At 63.8% G+C, this 13,695-nt stretch carries 11 protein-coding genes; all 11 read right to left on the bottom strand.

From position 1 onward, the window contains the following. Positions 1 to 6 precede the first annotated feature (6 nt). The 11 genes from EB230_RS16505 to EB230_RS16455 all read right to left on the bottom strand — a co-directional run bounded on the left by EB230_RS16505 (position 7) and on the right by EB230_RS16455 (position 13,453). Complete coding sequence (locus tag EB230_RS16505; RefSeq protein WP_056573238.1) at positions 7 to 303, bottom strand: AzlD family protein; 297 nt, start codon at positions 301 to 303, stop codon at positions 7 to 9. Beyond that, positions 300 to 1,028, bottom strand: coding sequence for an AzlC family ABC transporter permease (locus EB230_RS16500; RefSeq protein ID WP_056573530.1), 729 nt, complete (start codon positions 1,026 to 1,028; stop codon positions 300 to 302). The genes EB230_RS16505 and EB230_RS16500 overlap by 4 nt, the downstream gene beginning before the upstream one ends. Before the next feature lie 156 nt (positions 1,029 to 1,184). Further along, positions 1,185 to 1,877, bottom strand: coding sequence for a TIGR02453 family protein (locus tag EB230_RS16495; protein ID WP_056573241.1), 693 nt, complete (start codon positions 1,875 to 1,877; stop codon positions 1,185 to 1,187). Continuing rightward, entirely contained in the window at positions 1,877 to 4,081 is a 2,205-nt protein-coding gene (gene ligA, locus EB230_RS16490) for an NAD-dependent DNA ligase LigA (protein ID WP_056573533.1), read from the bottom strand. The genes EB230_RS16495 and ligA overlap by 1 nt, the downstream gene beginning before the upstream one ends. Before the next feature lie 111 nt (positions 4,082 to 4,192). Further along, on the bottom strand, positions 4,193 to 5,866 hold the full coding sequence (gene recN / locus EB230_RS16485; RefSeq protein WP_056573244.1) for a DNA repair protein RecN: 1,674 nt from the start codon (positions 5,864 to 5,866) through the stop codon (positions 4,193 to 4,195). Between the two features lie 308 nt (positions 5,867 to 6,174). Then, positions 6,175 to 7,044 carry an outer membrane protein assembly factor BamD gene (locus tag EB230_RS16480; RefSeq protein ID WP_056573247.1) on the bottom strand — a complete coding sequence of 290 codons (870 nt, stop codon included), beginning with the start codon at positions 7,042 to 7,044 and terminating at the stop codon, positions 6,175 to 6,177. A 264-nt stretch (positions 7,045 to 7,308) separates the two neighbouring features. After that, a complete protein-coding gene (gene lpxC, locus EB230_RS16475; protein ID WP_056573250.1) occupies positions 7,309 to 8,259 on the bottom strand; it encodes a UDP-3-O-acyl-N-acetylglucosamine deacetylase in 951 nt (316 codons plus the stop codon). A 279-nt stretch (positions 8,260 to 8,538) separates the two neighbouring features. Continuing rightward, positions 8,539 to 10,227 (bottom strand): cell division protein FtsZ, encoded by a 1,689-nt coding sequence (gene ftsZ, locus EB230_RS16470; protein WP_056573252.1) that lies wholly within the window; start codon positions 10,225 to 10,227, stop codon positions 8,539 to 8,541. Positions 10,228 to 10,293: 66 nt separating this feature from the next. Further along, positions 10,294 to 11,601 carry a cell division protein FtsA gene (ftsA, locus tag EB230_RS16465; RefSeq protein ID WP_010910249.1) on the bottom strand — a complete coding sequence of 436 codons (1,308 nt, stop codon included), beginning with the start codon at positions 11,599 to 11,601 and terminating at the stop codon, positions 10,294 to 10,296. Then, entirely contained in the window at positions 11,598 to 12,539 is a 942-nt protein-coding gene (locus tag EB230_RS16460; protein ID WP_172373223.1) for a cell division protein FtsQ/DivIB, read from the bottom strand. The genes ftsA and EB230_RS16460 overlap by 4 nt, the downstream gene beginning before the upstream one ends. Continuing rightward, the gene (locus tag EB230_RS16455; protein WP_056573258.1) at positions 12,527 to 13,453 is read right to left on the bottom strand and encodes a D-alanine--D-alanine ligase; all 927 of its coding nucleotides are present in this window, start codon (positions 13,451 to 13,453) and stop codon (positions 12,527 to 12,529) included. The genes EB230_RS16460 and EB230_RS16455 overlap by 13 nt, the downstream gene beginning before the upstream one ends. Between the last annotated feature and the right edge of the window lie 242 nt (positions 13,454 to 13,695).

The following is a 13,695-nucleotide window of genomic DNA, read 5'->3' as shown; positions in this document are numbered from 1 at the left end:
ACGAGATCATCCCACGAACTGCCGCGCGAGGATCAGCACCGCCGCGCCGGCCAGAAACATCGCCATCAGCCCGCCACGCAGTGACACAACAGCCGTGACGACCAATGCCGCCCATTCCGCCGGTCCGGCATTCAACAGTTCAGGCGCCACCAGCGTGGTCAGAACCGCCGCCGGCACCGCATTGAGGCCTGCTTCCACGCGCGGATGAATGTTCTCGAAGCGCGAGATGACCAGATGTCCGCCGACGCGCGTGAGATAAGTGGCGATCGCGCCCGCGATGATGATCCAGAACGTCGTGCTCATGGCCGCTCTCCAACGCCGCTATGGTGCGGCGGCAGGATGACGGCGAGCAGAACGCCGGCAACAGCGCCGATCGAGACATGCCAGGGCGAGCCAACCGTCTTGTAGGCGATGATGGACGCCGCGGCGCTGGCGATGACCACCGGCAGCCACAGCGGCCGTTTGCGAAAGCCCATGACGAGGCCAAGAAAATAGATCGGCAGCAGGAAATCGATACCCAGCGCGTGCGTATCGGGGATCAGCTTTCCGAACACCGCGCCAAGCGCGCTTTCGACGATCCAGAACAGATAGACCGGCAGGCCGAGCCCCAGATACCAGGCAAAGCTGACGGTCTGGCCCGATTGCGCCCGCGCTTCTGTCACGGCGTATTGCGGATCGGTGAGGATGAAGTAGCCGAGAGCTTGGCTGATGACGGGCCAGTGCGCGATGCGCCGGCCGATGCCGGCCGAGTAGAGCACATGGCGGAAGTTGACGGCGAAGATCGACAGCACGATCAGCCACGGCGCGACATGCTGGCCGAACAGCTGGATGCCGACCATCTGGCTGGCGCCGCCGAAGACAAGCGCGCTCATCAGGAAGGCTTCGAAGACAGAGAAACCCTGGTCAACGGCAAGCGCCCCGAACAGCACCGCGAACGGCGCCGACGCCACCACGACAGGCATGGAGAGCCGCACGCCTTGCCAGAAGTCGCTCTTGCCGCCGCTCTGCGAGATCACGTCCGTCGCCATCGACCACTCCTGATGCATCTCGCCCAAAGTGCGTAGCGTTTTGGGAATACGACATGCACAACAACAAGGAGTGGCGGTATGTAGGTGGCACTCCGTGCCTTGTCACACGAATTCGCTTGAGCCAAACGATCAGCGGAAATGATCGTCACCGCGGGATCAGTCTTTCGCCGCGCCACCCTCTATCTCCCTGCCCCAGTCGAGCAGCGGCTTGGAACGCATGACGAAATCGACGAGTTCCTCGACCAGCGCGGACGTATGGATTCCCGCTGGATCGATGACGTGCTGGACCACGAAATGCCGGTTGCGGATGGCCTCGGCCAAATCGGGATCGCTTATATGCTCGAAGCCGCGCGGCGTCCGCTTCATGCGACCCTCCGCCTCCAGCCCAAGCCGGTCCTTCTTCAAGGCGGCCGCCAGGCCGCGAAATGTATCCGGCCGCGTTGCGATCGCCTTGCGCATGGCGAGCAGCAAGGCCGGCTCCGGGTTCCACCAGGCGACGTCGGCAAAACAACGCTCCAGCCCGATATGAACATAAAAGACGCCTTGCGACATCTTGGTGCCGTCCGGTGACAGGATGGCCGAGACATGCCGGTTGTAGGGCCGTTTGTCCTTGGCGAAGCGCACATCGCGATTGATGCGGAACAGCGATTTCTTGCGGTCGCCGCGCAGGCCAAGTCCGGCATCGGCGAAACGCTGCGTCAGCGTGTCGACGAGATCGCCCAGGGGATCGCGCAGTTCCTGTTCGAACAAATCGCGGTTTTCCAGGAACCACTCCCGGCTCTGATGGAAATCCAGTGCCTTCAGGAACGGAATGGCCTTCGGGCCGAACCCTTTGAACGCTCCGTCCATCACGCCTTGCCGACCCGCTGCAGCCAGGTGTCCTCGTCGATCACTTCGACGCCGAGTTCACCGGCAAGCTTGAGCTTGGAGCCGGCACCCGGTCCCGCCACCACCAGATCGGTCTTGGCCGAAACCGAACCGGCGACCTTGGCGCCGAGACGCTCGGCCATCGCCTTGGCTTCGGAACGGGTCATCTTTTCCAGCGAGCCGGTAAAGACGATGGTCTTGCCCGCGACCTCGCTGTCGGCCGAGACGGTGACGATATACGGCTTCGGCTTGACCTGTTCGAGCAGCTTGTCGAGCACGTCGTCATTGCGCTCATTGCCGAAGAAGTCGCGCAGCGCGTCGATCACCGTGTCGCCAATGCCGTTGATCGACGGGAAAACGGCATGCGGATCCTCCGCCGCCGCCGTCTCCTTGCCGACGCGGATCAGTTCCTCGATGGTCGAGAAGGTCTTTGCAAGCACGGCCGCCGTCGTCTCGCCGATATGGCGGATGCCGAGCGCGAAGATGAAGCGGTCGAGCTCCGGTTCGCGGCGCGAATCGATCGCCGCGAACAGCTTGTCGAGGCCCTCATAGTTGCGATCCTCGACGCTGCGCACATTCTTGCGCGTCTTGCCGGACGCCGCCTCGCGCTGCCTGGCCTGCTCCTCTCGCCGCTCGGCAAGCGCCTTGGTGACGGCGGGTCGACGGTCCCGGAGCGTGAAGATATCGGCGGCTGTCTTGATCAGTCCGGCATTGAAGAAGGTGTCGATGTTCTCCGCGCCCAGACCCTCGATATCCAGGGCGCCACGTGACACGAAATGGCGCAATCGCTCCACGGCTTGTGCCGCGCAGATCAGCTCGCCCGTACAGCGCCGCCGGGAATCCTCCTTGCCGGTCTTCTCGTTGATCTCGCGCGTCGCCGGTGATCCGCAAACCGGACAGGTGTGCGGGAACTCGTAAGGCACGGCATTGGCAGGACGCTTGTCGACGACGACGCTGACGATCTGCGGGATGACGTCCCCTGCGCGCTGGATCACCACCGTGTCGCCGATGCGCACATCGATGCCGTCGCGGATCGGCAGGCCGTTGCTGTCGAAACCCTTGATGTAATCCTCATTGTGCAGCGTGACGTTCTCGACCACGACACCGCCGACGGTGACAGGGGCCAGCCGCGCGACCGGCGCCAGCGTGCCGGTGCGGCCGACCTGTATGTCGATCTTCTCGACCGTCGTCATTGCCTGTTCGGCCGGGAATTTATGGGCGACGGCCCAGCGCGGCTCGCCGGTGACGAAACCCCAGCGGCGCTGCAGCTCCAACTGGTCGACCTTGTAGACGACGCCGTCAATGTCATAGCCGAGCGACGAGCGCTGCTCCTCGATCAGATGATAATGCGCCACCAGTTCCTCGACCGACTTCGCCCGCACCATCAAGGGGCTGATCTTGAACCCCCAATCGGCGAATTTTTGCACCGATTCGTACTGGGTCGGCGCCGGATCCGCCGTCGTGAAGCCCCAGGCATAGGCGAAGAACTTGAGGTTGCGGGTGGCGGTGACGGAGGGATCCTTCTGGCGCAGCGAGCCGGCCGCCGTGTTGCGCGGATTGACGTAATCCTGGCCGCCGGCCGCCGCCGAACGCTGCTTCAGCGCCTCGAATTCCGCATAGGTCATGTAGACCTCGCCGCGTATCTCGATGATTTCGGGCCAGCCCGAGCCTTTCAGCCTGGCGGGGATGTCGGCGATGGTCCTGAGATTGGCGGTGATATCCTCGCCCACGGCACCATCGCCGCGCGTCGCGCCTTGCACGAACACGCCCTTTTCGTAGCGCAGCGACGCCGACAGCCCGTCGATCTTCGGCTCGGCGGTGAAAGCGATGTCGAGATCCTTGTCGCGGTCGAAGAAGCGCCGGCCGCGCTCGATGAAATCGGCGACGTCCTCGTCGGTATAGGCCTTGGCGAGGCTGAGCATCGGCACGGCATGGCGCACCTTGGCAAAACCCTCCGCCGGCGGTGCGCCCACCCTGCGCGACGGCGAATCCTCGCGCACCAGCCCCGGAAAGCGCTGTTCGATGGCAAGATTGCGTCGCGTAAGCGCGTCATATTCGGCATCCGTGATGATCGGCGCGTCCTCGGTATGGTAGCGCCGGTCGTGCTCGGCGATCTCCTCCGCAAGGCGCTTCAGCTCTGCTTCAGCCTCGCTTTCGCTGAGCGAATCGACAGGTTTTTCCGACATGCTTTTGTCCCCGAACGGTGGCGCGTCACAATAGATCAGGATTTTGGGAAAATCATTCCCGACCAGCAGCATGGAGCCATATCCTGACTCGATCCGTGACGCCGGATATTGTTACGCCGCGTTTGTGTTTTCGCGCAGCAGCCGCTCGGCGGCCGCGCGTGCCTCGTCGGTGATCGTTGCGCCGGCCAGCATGCGGGCGATCTCTTCCTGCCGTGCCGTCCTGTCCATCTCGGCGATGCCGGTCGCCACACGATCGGCGCCGCCCGATTTGGAGATCAGGAAATGCGTCGCCGCGCGCGCCGCCACCTGCGGCGCGTGGGTCACCGACAGCACCTGCACGCGCTTCGACAGCCGCGCCAGCCTCTGGCCGATGGCGTCTGCCACGGCGCCACCGACGCCGGTGTCGATTTCGTCGAAAACCAGTGTCGGCGCCGAGCCACGGTCGGCCAGCGCCACCTTCAACGCCAGCAGGAAGCGCGACAGCTCGCCGCCGGACGCCACCTTCATCATCGGCCCGGGCCGCGTGCCGGGATTGGTGCGCACCCAGAACTCGATCTGGTCTATGCCCTCTTCCATGCGGGTCTCGGCCTCGCTCTTCATCTCGACGATGAAGGCTGCGCGTTCGAGCTTCAGCGCGGGCAATTCGGCCATCACGGCCTTGGTCAGGCCAACGGCCGCCGCGTGACGAAGCGAGGAAAGCTGCGCGGCGGCGATGTCATAGGCTTCACGCGCCGCGGCGGCCTGCTTTTCCAGCCCATGCAGCCGCTCCTCGCCAGCGTCGAGATCGGCGAGGTCCGCCACCATCGTGTCGCGCAATTGCGCCAGATCGTCGACCGCAACGCTGTGCTTGCGTGAAGCCGCGCGCAGCGAAAACAGCCGTTCCTCCGCCTTCTCCAGTCGCTGCGGGTCATATTCGGTGGCTCGAAGTGCTGCCTCGACGCCAGACTGTGCCGCGTCGAGAGACAACATGGCTTCGTCGAGCGACTTGACCACGTCCTCGAGCAGGCCCGGCGCCTCCGTCGCCTTGCGCTGCAGGCGCCTCAGCAGGCTGGCGAGTTGCGGCAAGGGTGACGACGGACCGGACAGCACATCCTGCGCATCATGGATTTCGGAAGCGATCTTCTCGGCGCGCATCATGTGGGCGCGCAGTTCGGCAAGTTCCGTTTCCTCGCCGGGCTGCGGATCGAGCCTGGTCAGTTCCGCGACCGCGGCGCGCAGATAGTCGGCCTCGCGGGCCGCCGCCGCCACCTTGGCGCGGTGGCGCGTAAGTTCCTGCTCGCAGCCGCGCCAGTGCCGCCAGGCCTCGCCGGTCGACCGAACCGCGCCAAGATGGCCGCCGAAGGCGTCGAGCACATCCCGGTGCGCTCCGGGATCGACCAAGGCGCGCTCATCGTGCTGGCCGTGGATTTCGACCAGCGCGCGGCCGACATCGCGCATCAGGGTCACGCTGGATGGCTGGTCGTTGACGAAGACGCGGGTGCGGCCGTCCGCCGTCTGCACGCGGCGCAGGATGATGTCGCCGTCATCCTCGATGGCGTTTTCGACGAGCAGCGCGCGCACCGGATGGTTTCGCGGCACATCGAACACGGCAATGACCTGGCCTTGTGCCGCGCCATGGCGCACCAGCGAGGCGTCGCCACGCGCGCCAAGCGCCAGCGACAGGGCATCGAGCAGGATGGATTTGCCGGCGCCGGTTTCGCCCGTCAGCACGGAAAGGCCCGGCTGGAAGTCGATATCCAGCTTCTCGATCAGGACGATATCGCGGATCGACAGTCTGGAAAGCATCAGAACCCGGACCTCAAGCAATTCCAGGAAAAGTGCGTAACGGCTTTCCGTCCGGAATCGCGTCAACAAGAGATAGAACGGTTCAGCGGCTCAATCAAACCACAGAACCGCCCGTGAAGCGGCACGCGACCAACCGGAGTCGCAGCGCCGCACTATCTTTTTGTTTCAGCGTCGGATCAATCCGAAAATGCGCTTCGCCGCGACGCGCTCTAGAGCAATTCCAAGAAAAGTGTGAAACGGGGAATTGCGTCAAAAACAAAGAGATAGAGCGGGTCGCCGTCTCCGTTAATCGGCGAACCGCTCCAGTATCAGGCGCCGGTGATCAGCTTTCCGGCCTTGGATATCCACGATCCGGCATTCTCGCGCGGCGCCAGTCCGTTGCTCTGCAGGAGCTTGTAGGAATCCTTGTACCATGGGCTGTCGGGATAGTTGGTGCCGAGCACGGCGGCTGCCGTCTGGGCCTCCGAGGTCAGCCCCATCGCGTAATAGCTTTCGGTCAGGCGGGCGAGTGCTTCCTCGACATGGCGCGTGTTGGAATAGTTCTCCACCACGGTGCGGAAGCGCTTGACGGCGGCGATGTATTCACGGCGCTCCAGATAATAGCGCCCGATCTGCATTTCCTTGCCGGCGAGCTGGTCGTTGGCGAAGCGCATCTTCTCCTTGGCGTCGTCGACATATTCCGAATTCGGCCAGCGCGTCACGAGATCCTGCATCGTCTGCAGGGTCTGGCGTGCTTCCTTTTGATCCTGCGTCACGTCCTTGATCTGGCGATAGTAGCTCAGGCCGATGATGTACTGCGCATAGGGCGCGTCATCGGTGGACGGATAAAGCGCCAGATAGCGCTTGGCCGACGAAATAGCGTCGTCGTAGCTGCCCTTTCGATAGTCGGCGAAAGCGCCCATGACCATCGATTTACGGGCCCATTCCGAATAAGGATGCTGGCGATCGACGGCGTCGAACTTCTTGCTCGCCTCATCCAGGCGCCCCGCGTTCATGTTGGCGAGGCCCTGATTGTAGAGGACGTCGGCCGGCTCGGTCTGGTCGACATAGGTCGACAGGTCGATGTCTTTCTCCGACGACATGCAGGCCGACAGGAAGAGCGATGGAACAACCAGCGAAAGCGCCAGGAGAACAGACCGCTGGGGCGCTTTCGATTGACCGACTCGCTTGAAGAACATGATTGGATTGCGCCCTTTCGGCGTTATTTTAATGCCTCTTGCATGCTGCTGCCCCAAAATTGGTCCCCACTTTTGAGCGACATGCACTAATCGACGGCAGCAGCCATAAACCATAACCGCCTTGCCCGGCAACGCTATGTCTAGCCAATCGCGCATTTTTGTGGCGGCCGGCCTGCGCCGAGACATCCCTGCAATTTCGCCTGCTGGTGATGCATTCCTGCAACACTCGGCTCCCCCGTCATCGGGGCGAAAACGTCGCGGGACTCAGATCATCCAGGGCGCGTAGAGCGGCGCATTGACGGCGCTCATCTCCGCCGCGCGGCCACGCTCGCGGCGTGTGGTCTCGACGATCTCGAAGGCCGTGCGGTCCGACAGCAGGCGGCGCAGCGCGGCCGCGTTCAGCCTGTGGCCGCCGCGATAGGAGCGGAAACAGCCTATGAAACGGGCTCCGGCCAGCGCCAGGTCGCCCATGGCGTCGAGCGTCTTGTGACGCACGAATTCGTTGGGATAACGCAGGCCGCCCATGTTGATGACCCGGTTGTCGTCGCCGATCACCAGCGAGTTCTCGAGCGACGAGCCAAGCGCATAGCCGGCGGCCCACAGCCGTTCGACATCCTTCATGAAGCCGAAGGTGCGCGCGCGCGCGATATCACGGCGGAAAATGTCCGCATTGATATCCGAGGCGAAGAGCTGGCGGCCGATGGCCGGGCTTTCGAAATCGATCTCGATCTCGAAACGGGTGCCGTCATAGGGCCTGAACTCCGCCCAGGACGCACCGTTCTCGATGCGGACCGGCTTGACGACCCTGATGTAGCGCCGCTTGACCTGCAACGTCTCGATGCCCGCCTGGTCTATGGCTTCCACGAAGGCGATGGCGCTGCCATCGAGGATCGGAACCTCGTGGCCATCGATTTCGATGAGGACATTGTCGATGCCGAGCCCGAGCAGCGCGGCCATGATGTGCTCGACAGTGGCGATATGCTCGCCCGAGGGATCGCCAAGCATGGTGCAAAGGTCGGTGGCGCCGATCTCGGAAAACAGAGCACGGAACTCGCGGCCCTGCCCTTCTCCACCGATCAGCTGGAACACGATGCCGGTATCGGCATCCGCGGGCAGGAAACTGATGGAAACTTCTTTGCCGCTGTGAACGCCGGTGCCTGTAAGCGACGCGCGCGTCTTCACTGTCGTCTGGTAGTCGTGCAAGACAATCCCCATAAGCCCGAAATGCCTAGGTCCGCTTCTCCAGCCCGAGGGCGCGGCTCTTGTGAAATCGGCAGGCAGGGCCACTTCCCCGAAATCCCGGCAGACCGACTATGGTAGGCAGCGAAGATAATGTCCCGGTCGGGAGACTCCAAATCACGGTTTCTTACTCTTTGTAACCGCGAACTGGAACATGTACGGAGCCATAACCGATTGATTTTACAGCATTTAAAACGTTAACAGGCAAGCAATTCCTTGCTTGCCTGTTAACGATTGTTACAGTCCGTTAACGGTTCAGTTGGCCTGGCGGCGCAGGAACGCCGGAATCTCCAGCTGATCGTCGTCCTGAGTCGCCCTGGTCTGCGGCGTCAGGCGGCCCTGGTCATCCAGCTGGCCGCGGCGCGGCGCGTAGAGCTGCGCGTCCTGGCTGGCAAGACGGCGCACTTCGGGAGCCGCCTGGCGCAGCTTGGGCTCGCGCGGCTGGGCTGGCTGCAGCCGTGCCGGCTCCTCTTCGCGGCGGGTCAGGCCATTGGTCAGGCGCTTCAACAGACCCATCGGTCCACTGTTGTTCTCGTGGTCCGCCGGACGGCTCTTGGCGTCCACCTCGGCCTTGACCACCGGCGGGAAGTCCTCGACGCGCGGCATGCGCTGCGGCGCCATCGCCACCGGCTGCGGGACCTCACGCAGTATTTCGCGCGGCTGCGGGGCCGGCTGCATCATCTGCTGGACGACCGGCTGCGGCATGGGCTGCGGCTGTGCCGGGGGCGCCTGGAAGATCTTGCTCTGCGGGCGGAAATCATCCGCATGGGCGACCGGGGCCGGGCGAGCCTGCGCCATGGCCGCGGCGTTCGCCTCGGCCAGCTGGATGGCCTCGGCGACCGGGTCGGCGGCACGCGGCTCATAGACAGGCTGCTGGACTGGTGCCGGGCGGCTTTCCACCGCGGCCACGGCCGGACGGGCGGCCGGCTTCTGCGGCGCCGTACGGATCGAGATCGGCGCGGCTGCAATTTCAGCCGCCGACTTGTCGATGCCGGTGGCGACGACCGAGACTCGGATGACGCCTTCGAGTTCCTCGTCGAAGGTGGCGCCCAGGATGATGTTGGCGTCCTGGTCGACTTCCTCGCGGATGCGGGTCGCCGCTTCGTCGACTTCGAACAGGGTCAGGTCGCGGCCGCCGGTGATCGAGATCAGCAGGCCCTTGGCGCCCTTCATCGAGGTCTCGTCGAGCAGCGGGTTGGCGATCGCGGCTTCGGCGGCGGCCATCGCGCGGCCCTCGCCCGAAGCCTCGCCTGTGCCCATCATCGCCTTGCCCATCTCGCGCATCACCGAGCGCACGTCGGCGAAGTCGAGGTTGATCAGGCCTTCCTTGACCATCAGGTCGGTGATGCAGGCAACACCGGAATAGAGCACCTGGTCGGCCATGGCGAAGGCATCGGCGAAGGTGGTCTTGTCATTGGCCAGCCGGAACAGGTTCTGGTTGGGGATGACGATCAGCGTGTCGACGCATTTCTGCAGTTCCTCGATGCCCATGTCGGCCGTCTTCATGCGGCGCTGGCCCTCGAAGTGGAACGGCTTGGTGACGACGCCGACGGTGAGGATGCCCTTCTCGCGCGCCGCGCGGGCAACAACCGGAGCAGCACCGGTGCCGGTGCCGCCGCCCATGCCGGCGGTGACGAAGCACATATGGGTGTTGGACAGGTGATCGATGATCTCGTCGATGCATTCTTCCGCCGCCGCGCGGCCGACTTCCGGCTGCGAGCCGGCGCCGAGGCCTTCGGTGACATGCGCGCCAAGCTGGATCAGCCGGTCGGCCTTCGACATGGTCAGCGCCTGCGCGTCGGTGTTGGCCACGACGAACTCGACACCGCGCAAGCCCGCGGTGATCATGTTGTTCACGGCATTGCCGCCGCCGCCGCCCACACCGAACACGGTGATGCGCGGCTTAAGCTCGGTGATGTCCGGCTTCTGCAGATTGATGGTCATTGTCTCCGTCCTTTGCCTTTCACGCCGCTTCGCCGCCGCGGCCGCCTATGGGGCTGTCCCCGTCAATTAGAAACTGTCTCTCAACCACTGACTCATGCGATGCAGTTTTCCACCCGTTCCAGTCATCCTGAGACCGGAAATGCCTTTCGCCGGATGGCTCTCGAAACTCGCCATCTGCGGATAGATCAGAAGCCCGACGGCGGCCGAGAACGCCGGCCCCTTCGCCGCTTCGGGCAGGCCCGCCACGCCGAGCGGACGGCCGATGCGCACATTGCGCCCCAGGATGCGGCGCGCCGCTTCCGGCAGGCCGGCCAGCTGGCTGGCGCCGCCGGTAAGCACGACGCGCTTGCCGACCGCATTGCCGTAGCCGGATTTGTTCAGCCGGTCGCGCAGCAATTCGAGCGTCTCGTCGATGCGGGCGCGCACGATGCGCGTCATCACCGAACGCGGTATCTGCAGCGGCACGTCGCCGTCATCGCCGATCGGCTGGATCGAAACCAGGTCGCGGTCGTCGGCGCTGCCCGGCAACGCCGAGCCATGCATCACCTTGAGCCGCTCGGCGGCATCGAGCGAGGTCGAGAGCCCCTTGGCCATGTCGAGCGTGACGTGGTTGCCACCGATCGCGATGGCATCGCCATGGACGAACTTGCCTTCCGAAAACACCGAGATCGTGGTCGTGCCGCCGCCCATGTCGATGCAGGCAGCACCCAGTTCCAGCTCGTCATCGACGAGCGCCGCCAGTCCGCTGGCATAGGGCGTCGCCACCATGCGCTCGACCGACAGATGCGAGCGGTTGATGGAGAGCTCGAGATTGCGCATTGGTGCCGCGTCCCCCGTCAGCACATGCATGTCGACGCCGAGCGCGTCGCCGACCATGCCGCGCGGATCGCGCACCCCGCGTTCGGCATCCAGCGAGAAGCCGACGGGCAACGAATGGATCACCTCGCGCTCGGCCTTGAGCGCCTGCTTGGCGCCGGCGCCGAGCACCCGCTTGATGTCGGCCTCATCCGCCTCATGGCCGCCGAGATTGATGGTCGCGGAGAAAGCTTCGCTCTTCAGCCGGCCGGCGGTCATGTTGACGATGAGCGAATCGACCGTCAGTCCCGCCATGCGCTCGGCGGCATCGACCGACAGCCGGATGGCATGCTCGGCCCGGTCGAGATCGACGACCACGCCTGACTTCACGCCTTGCGACTTCTGGTGGCCGATGCCGATCACCTGGATACGGTGCGAGCGGCCGCGCAAGAGCTTGCCGTCATCGTTCGGCTTGAGCTTGGCCACCATGCAGCAGACCTTGTTCGAGCCGACGTCCAGCACCGTGAGGGTGCCGGACCGGCGCGACGAGGCATCGCCAGAACCGCCAAGCCAGCTCATATCTTCGTCTCCGGCTTGCGCTTGAGGGTTTTCGGCTTCTCGTTGAGGGCGGCCTCGCGCTGAGTCGCCGCCTCGGGCGTCAGCTCGACGACCAGCCGGTCGGTGAGCCGCATGTCGACTGCGGCGATGTCGCGCGACAGCAGCCCCTTGTCATGATCCATCTTGATCAGTTCGGCGAGCGCCTGGTCCTCGTCATTCTCGGGCAGCTTGACCGTGATACCATTGTCCAGCTTCAGGTCCCAGCGCCGGTCGCCGACGCGGATATAGCCTTTCACGCGGCTCGCGAAGTCGGGATATTTCTCGATCTTGGCCAGGAAGTCGGGCGCCTTGGCCGGCGCGCCCTCGCCGATCAGCAGCGGCAGCAGCACCTGCTTGCCGCCGGAGAACGGCGCGATGACGGCACCATCCCTCTCGATGACCGAGAGATCGTTGCCCTGCTGCCAGAGCGCGAAGGCCTCGCGTTCCTCGACGCGCACTTCCAGCGTATGCGGGTAGACCTTGCGCACCGCCGCCATCTCGATCCAGGGCAGGCTGGAAATGCGCTCGCGCGCGGCCTCGGCATCGAAGCCGATCAGCGACGTCCAGCCATCAAGTTCGAGCCTGTCGAGAATGTCGATCTCGGAGGTCTGGCGATTGCCGACCACCTTGACTTGATCGACGGCAAAGCCGGTGCGGGCAGTGATGCTCTGGATGATGCCATCTGCGTGACCGCCGAGATAGGCGCCATAGGCGCCACTCGAAGCGAGCAGCACCGCCGACATCATCGCCGCGGAGAAACGCGGCGCCTCGAATTCGCCATCGCCCAGGCGCGCCAGGATGCGCACCGGGCGGCGAAGCACGCGCGGCAGCACGAAATGGCCCGATGACAGCGACAAGCCGAACAGCGACGGCCCAGCCGCGCCCCTCTCCTTGCCTTGTCCCCATTTCAACGCAGACACGAAGCGTCCTCCACCATCCAACTCAACAATTCACCAAACGAATGCCCGGCATGGGCTGCGATTTCAGGCACCAAAGACGTCGGCGTCATGCCCGGCTGAGTGTTGACCTCGAGCCATACAACCTCGCCATTTTCGGAGTGACGATCGTCATAACGGAAGTCCGACCGGGAAACGCCCCGACAGCCGACAGCTTGGTGAGCCTTGAGCGCCAGTGTCTGTATTTTTTGGTAAATATTCGGTGAAACTTTTGCGGGGCATTCGTGTTTTGATCCGCCCGCGACATATTTTGAATCGTAATCGTAGAAGGAATGCCCCGTCGGAATGATCTCGCAGACACCAAGCGCCACGTCACCCATGACGGCGCAGGTCAGCTCCCGCCCATGGATATAGCGCTCGACCATGACGGTATCGCCATATTTCCACTCGGACGACCCAACGACCTGCGGCGGATGAGACTGCCCCTCGGAGACGATAACGACACCGAAGCTCGACCCCTCGCTGACCGGCTTGATCACATAGGGCGGCTTCATCGGGTGCTTGTTCTGGATGGCAAAGCGATTGGCGACCTTCGATTCGGCAACGGGAACGCCGAGCGACTTGACGACCCTCTTCGCCTGCTCCTTGTTCATGGCGAGCGCCGAGGCGAGCACGCCGGAATGAGTATAGGGAATGCCGAGATATTCGAGGATGCCCTGGATGGTACCATCCTCACCGAAAGGGCCATGCAACGCATTGAAGGCGACGTCAGGCTTGAGCTCGGCAAGCACGGAACCGACATCGCGCCCCACATCGACGCGGGTCACCTGATAGCCTTCCTTCTCCAGAGCATCGGCACAGGCCTTTCCGGAAGACAGGGACACGGGCCGCTCGGACGAAAAACCTCCCAGCAGGACGGCCACATGCTTGCTTTTCATTCCCCGTCATCCCCTCTCACGGCGGACCAAAAACCAAGATTTCCGCAACATTGAGTCCGAGTCTCCCGGCAGGATGCCCCCCCCAGACGGAAAACGCGGGTAACGCGTCGAACGACTCAAATCAGGAAACGCTTTCGAGCAGAGAATCAGAGAGTTGATTCACTGGCAAGTACTTATGATTCCGAGAGATTCACTTTCTGAGAAAATGGATGCGAAAACCGCGTCACTGAGTCCCCGGAGCA

This window comes from Mesorhizobium sp. NZP2234 (assembly GCF_013170765.1).
Classification (GTDB): Bacteria; Pseudomonadota; Alphaproteobacteria; order Rhizobiales; family Rhizobiaceae; genus Mesorhizobium; species Mesorhizobium loti_D.
Note: the sequence above shows the minus strand (reverse complement) of the source record. Positions and strands in the feature narration are given on the sequence as shown.

Excerpts from the sequence above, each read along its gene's own strand:
- EB230_RS16505 (WP_056573238.1), bottom strand. The coding sequence starts at position 303 with ATGAGCACGACGTTCTGGATCATCATCGCGGGCGCGATCGCCACTTAT.
- EB230_RS16500 (WP_056573530.1), bottom strand. The coding sequence starts at position 1,028 with ATGGCGACGGACGTGATCTCGCAGAGCGGCGGCAAGAGCGACTTCTGG.
- EB230_RS16495 (WP_056573241.1), bottom strand. The coding sequence starts at position 1,877 with ATGGACGGAGCGTTCAAAGGGTTCGGCCCGAAGGCCATTCCGTTCCTG.
- ligA (WP_056573533.1), bottom strand. The coding sequence starts at position 4,081 with ATGTCGGAAAAACCTGTCGATTCGCTCAGCGAAAGCGAGGCTGAAGCA.
- recN (WP_056573244.1), bottom strand. The coding sequence starts at position 5,866 with ATGCTTTCCAGACTGTCGATCCGCGATATCGTCCTGATCGAGAAGCTG.
- EB230_RS16480 (WP_056573247.1), bottom strand. The coding sequence starts at position 7,044 with ATGTTCTTCAAGCGAGTCGGTCAATCGAAAGCGCCCCAGCGGTCTGTT.
- lpxC (WP_056573250.1), bottom strand. The coding sequence starts at position 8,259 with ATGGGGATTGTCTTGCACGACTACCAGACGACAGTGAAGACGCGCGCG.
- ftsZ (WP_056573252.1), bottom strand. The coding sequence starts at position 10,227 with ATGACCATCAATCTGCAGAAGCCGGACATCACCGAGCTTAAGCCGCGC.
- ftsA (WP_010910249.1), bottom strand. The coding sequence starts at position 11,601 with ATGAGCTGGCTTGGCGGTTCTGGCGATGCCTCGTCGCGCCGGTCCGGC.
- EB230_RS16455 (WP_056573258.1), bottom strand. The coding sequence starts at position 13,453 with ATGAAAAGCAAGCATGTGGCCGTCCTGCTGGGAGGTTTTTCGTCCGAG.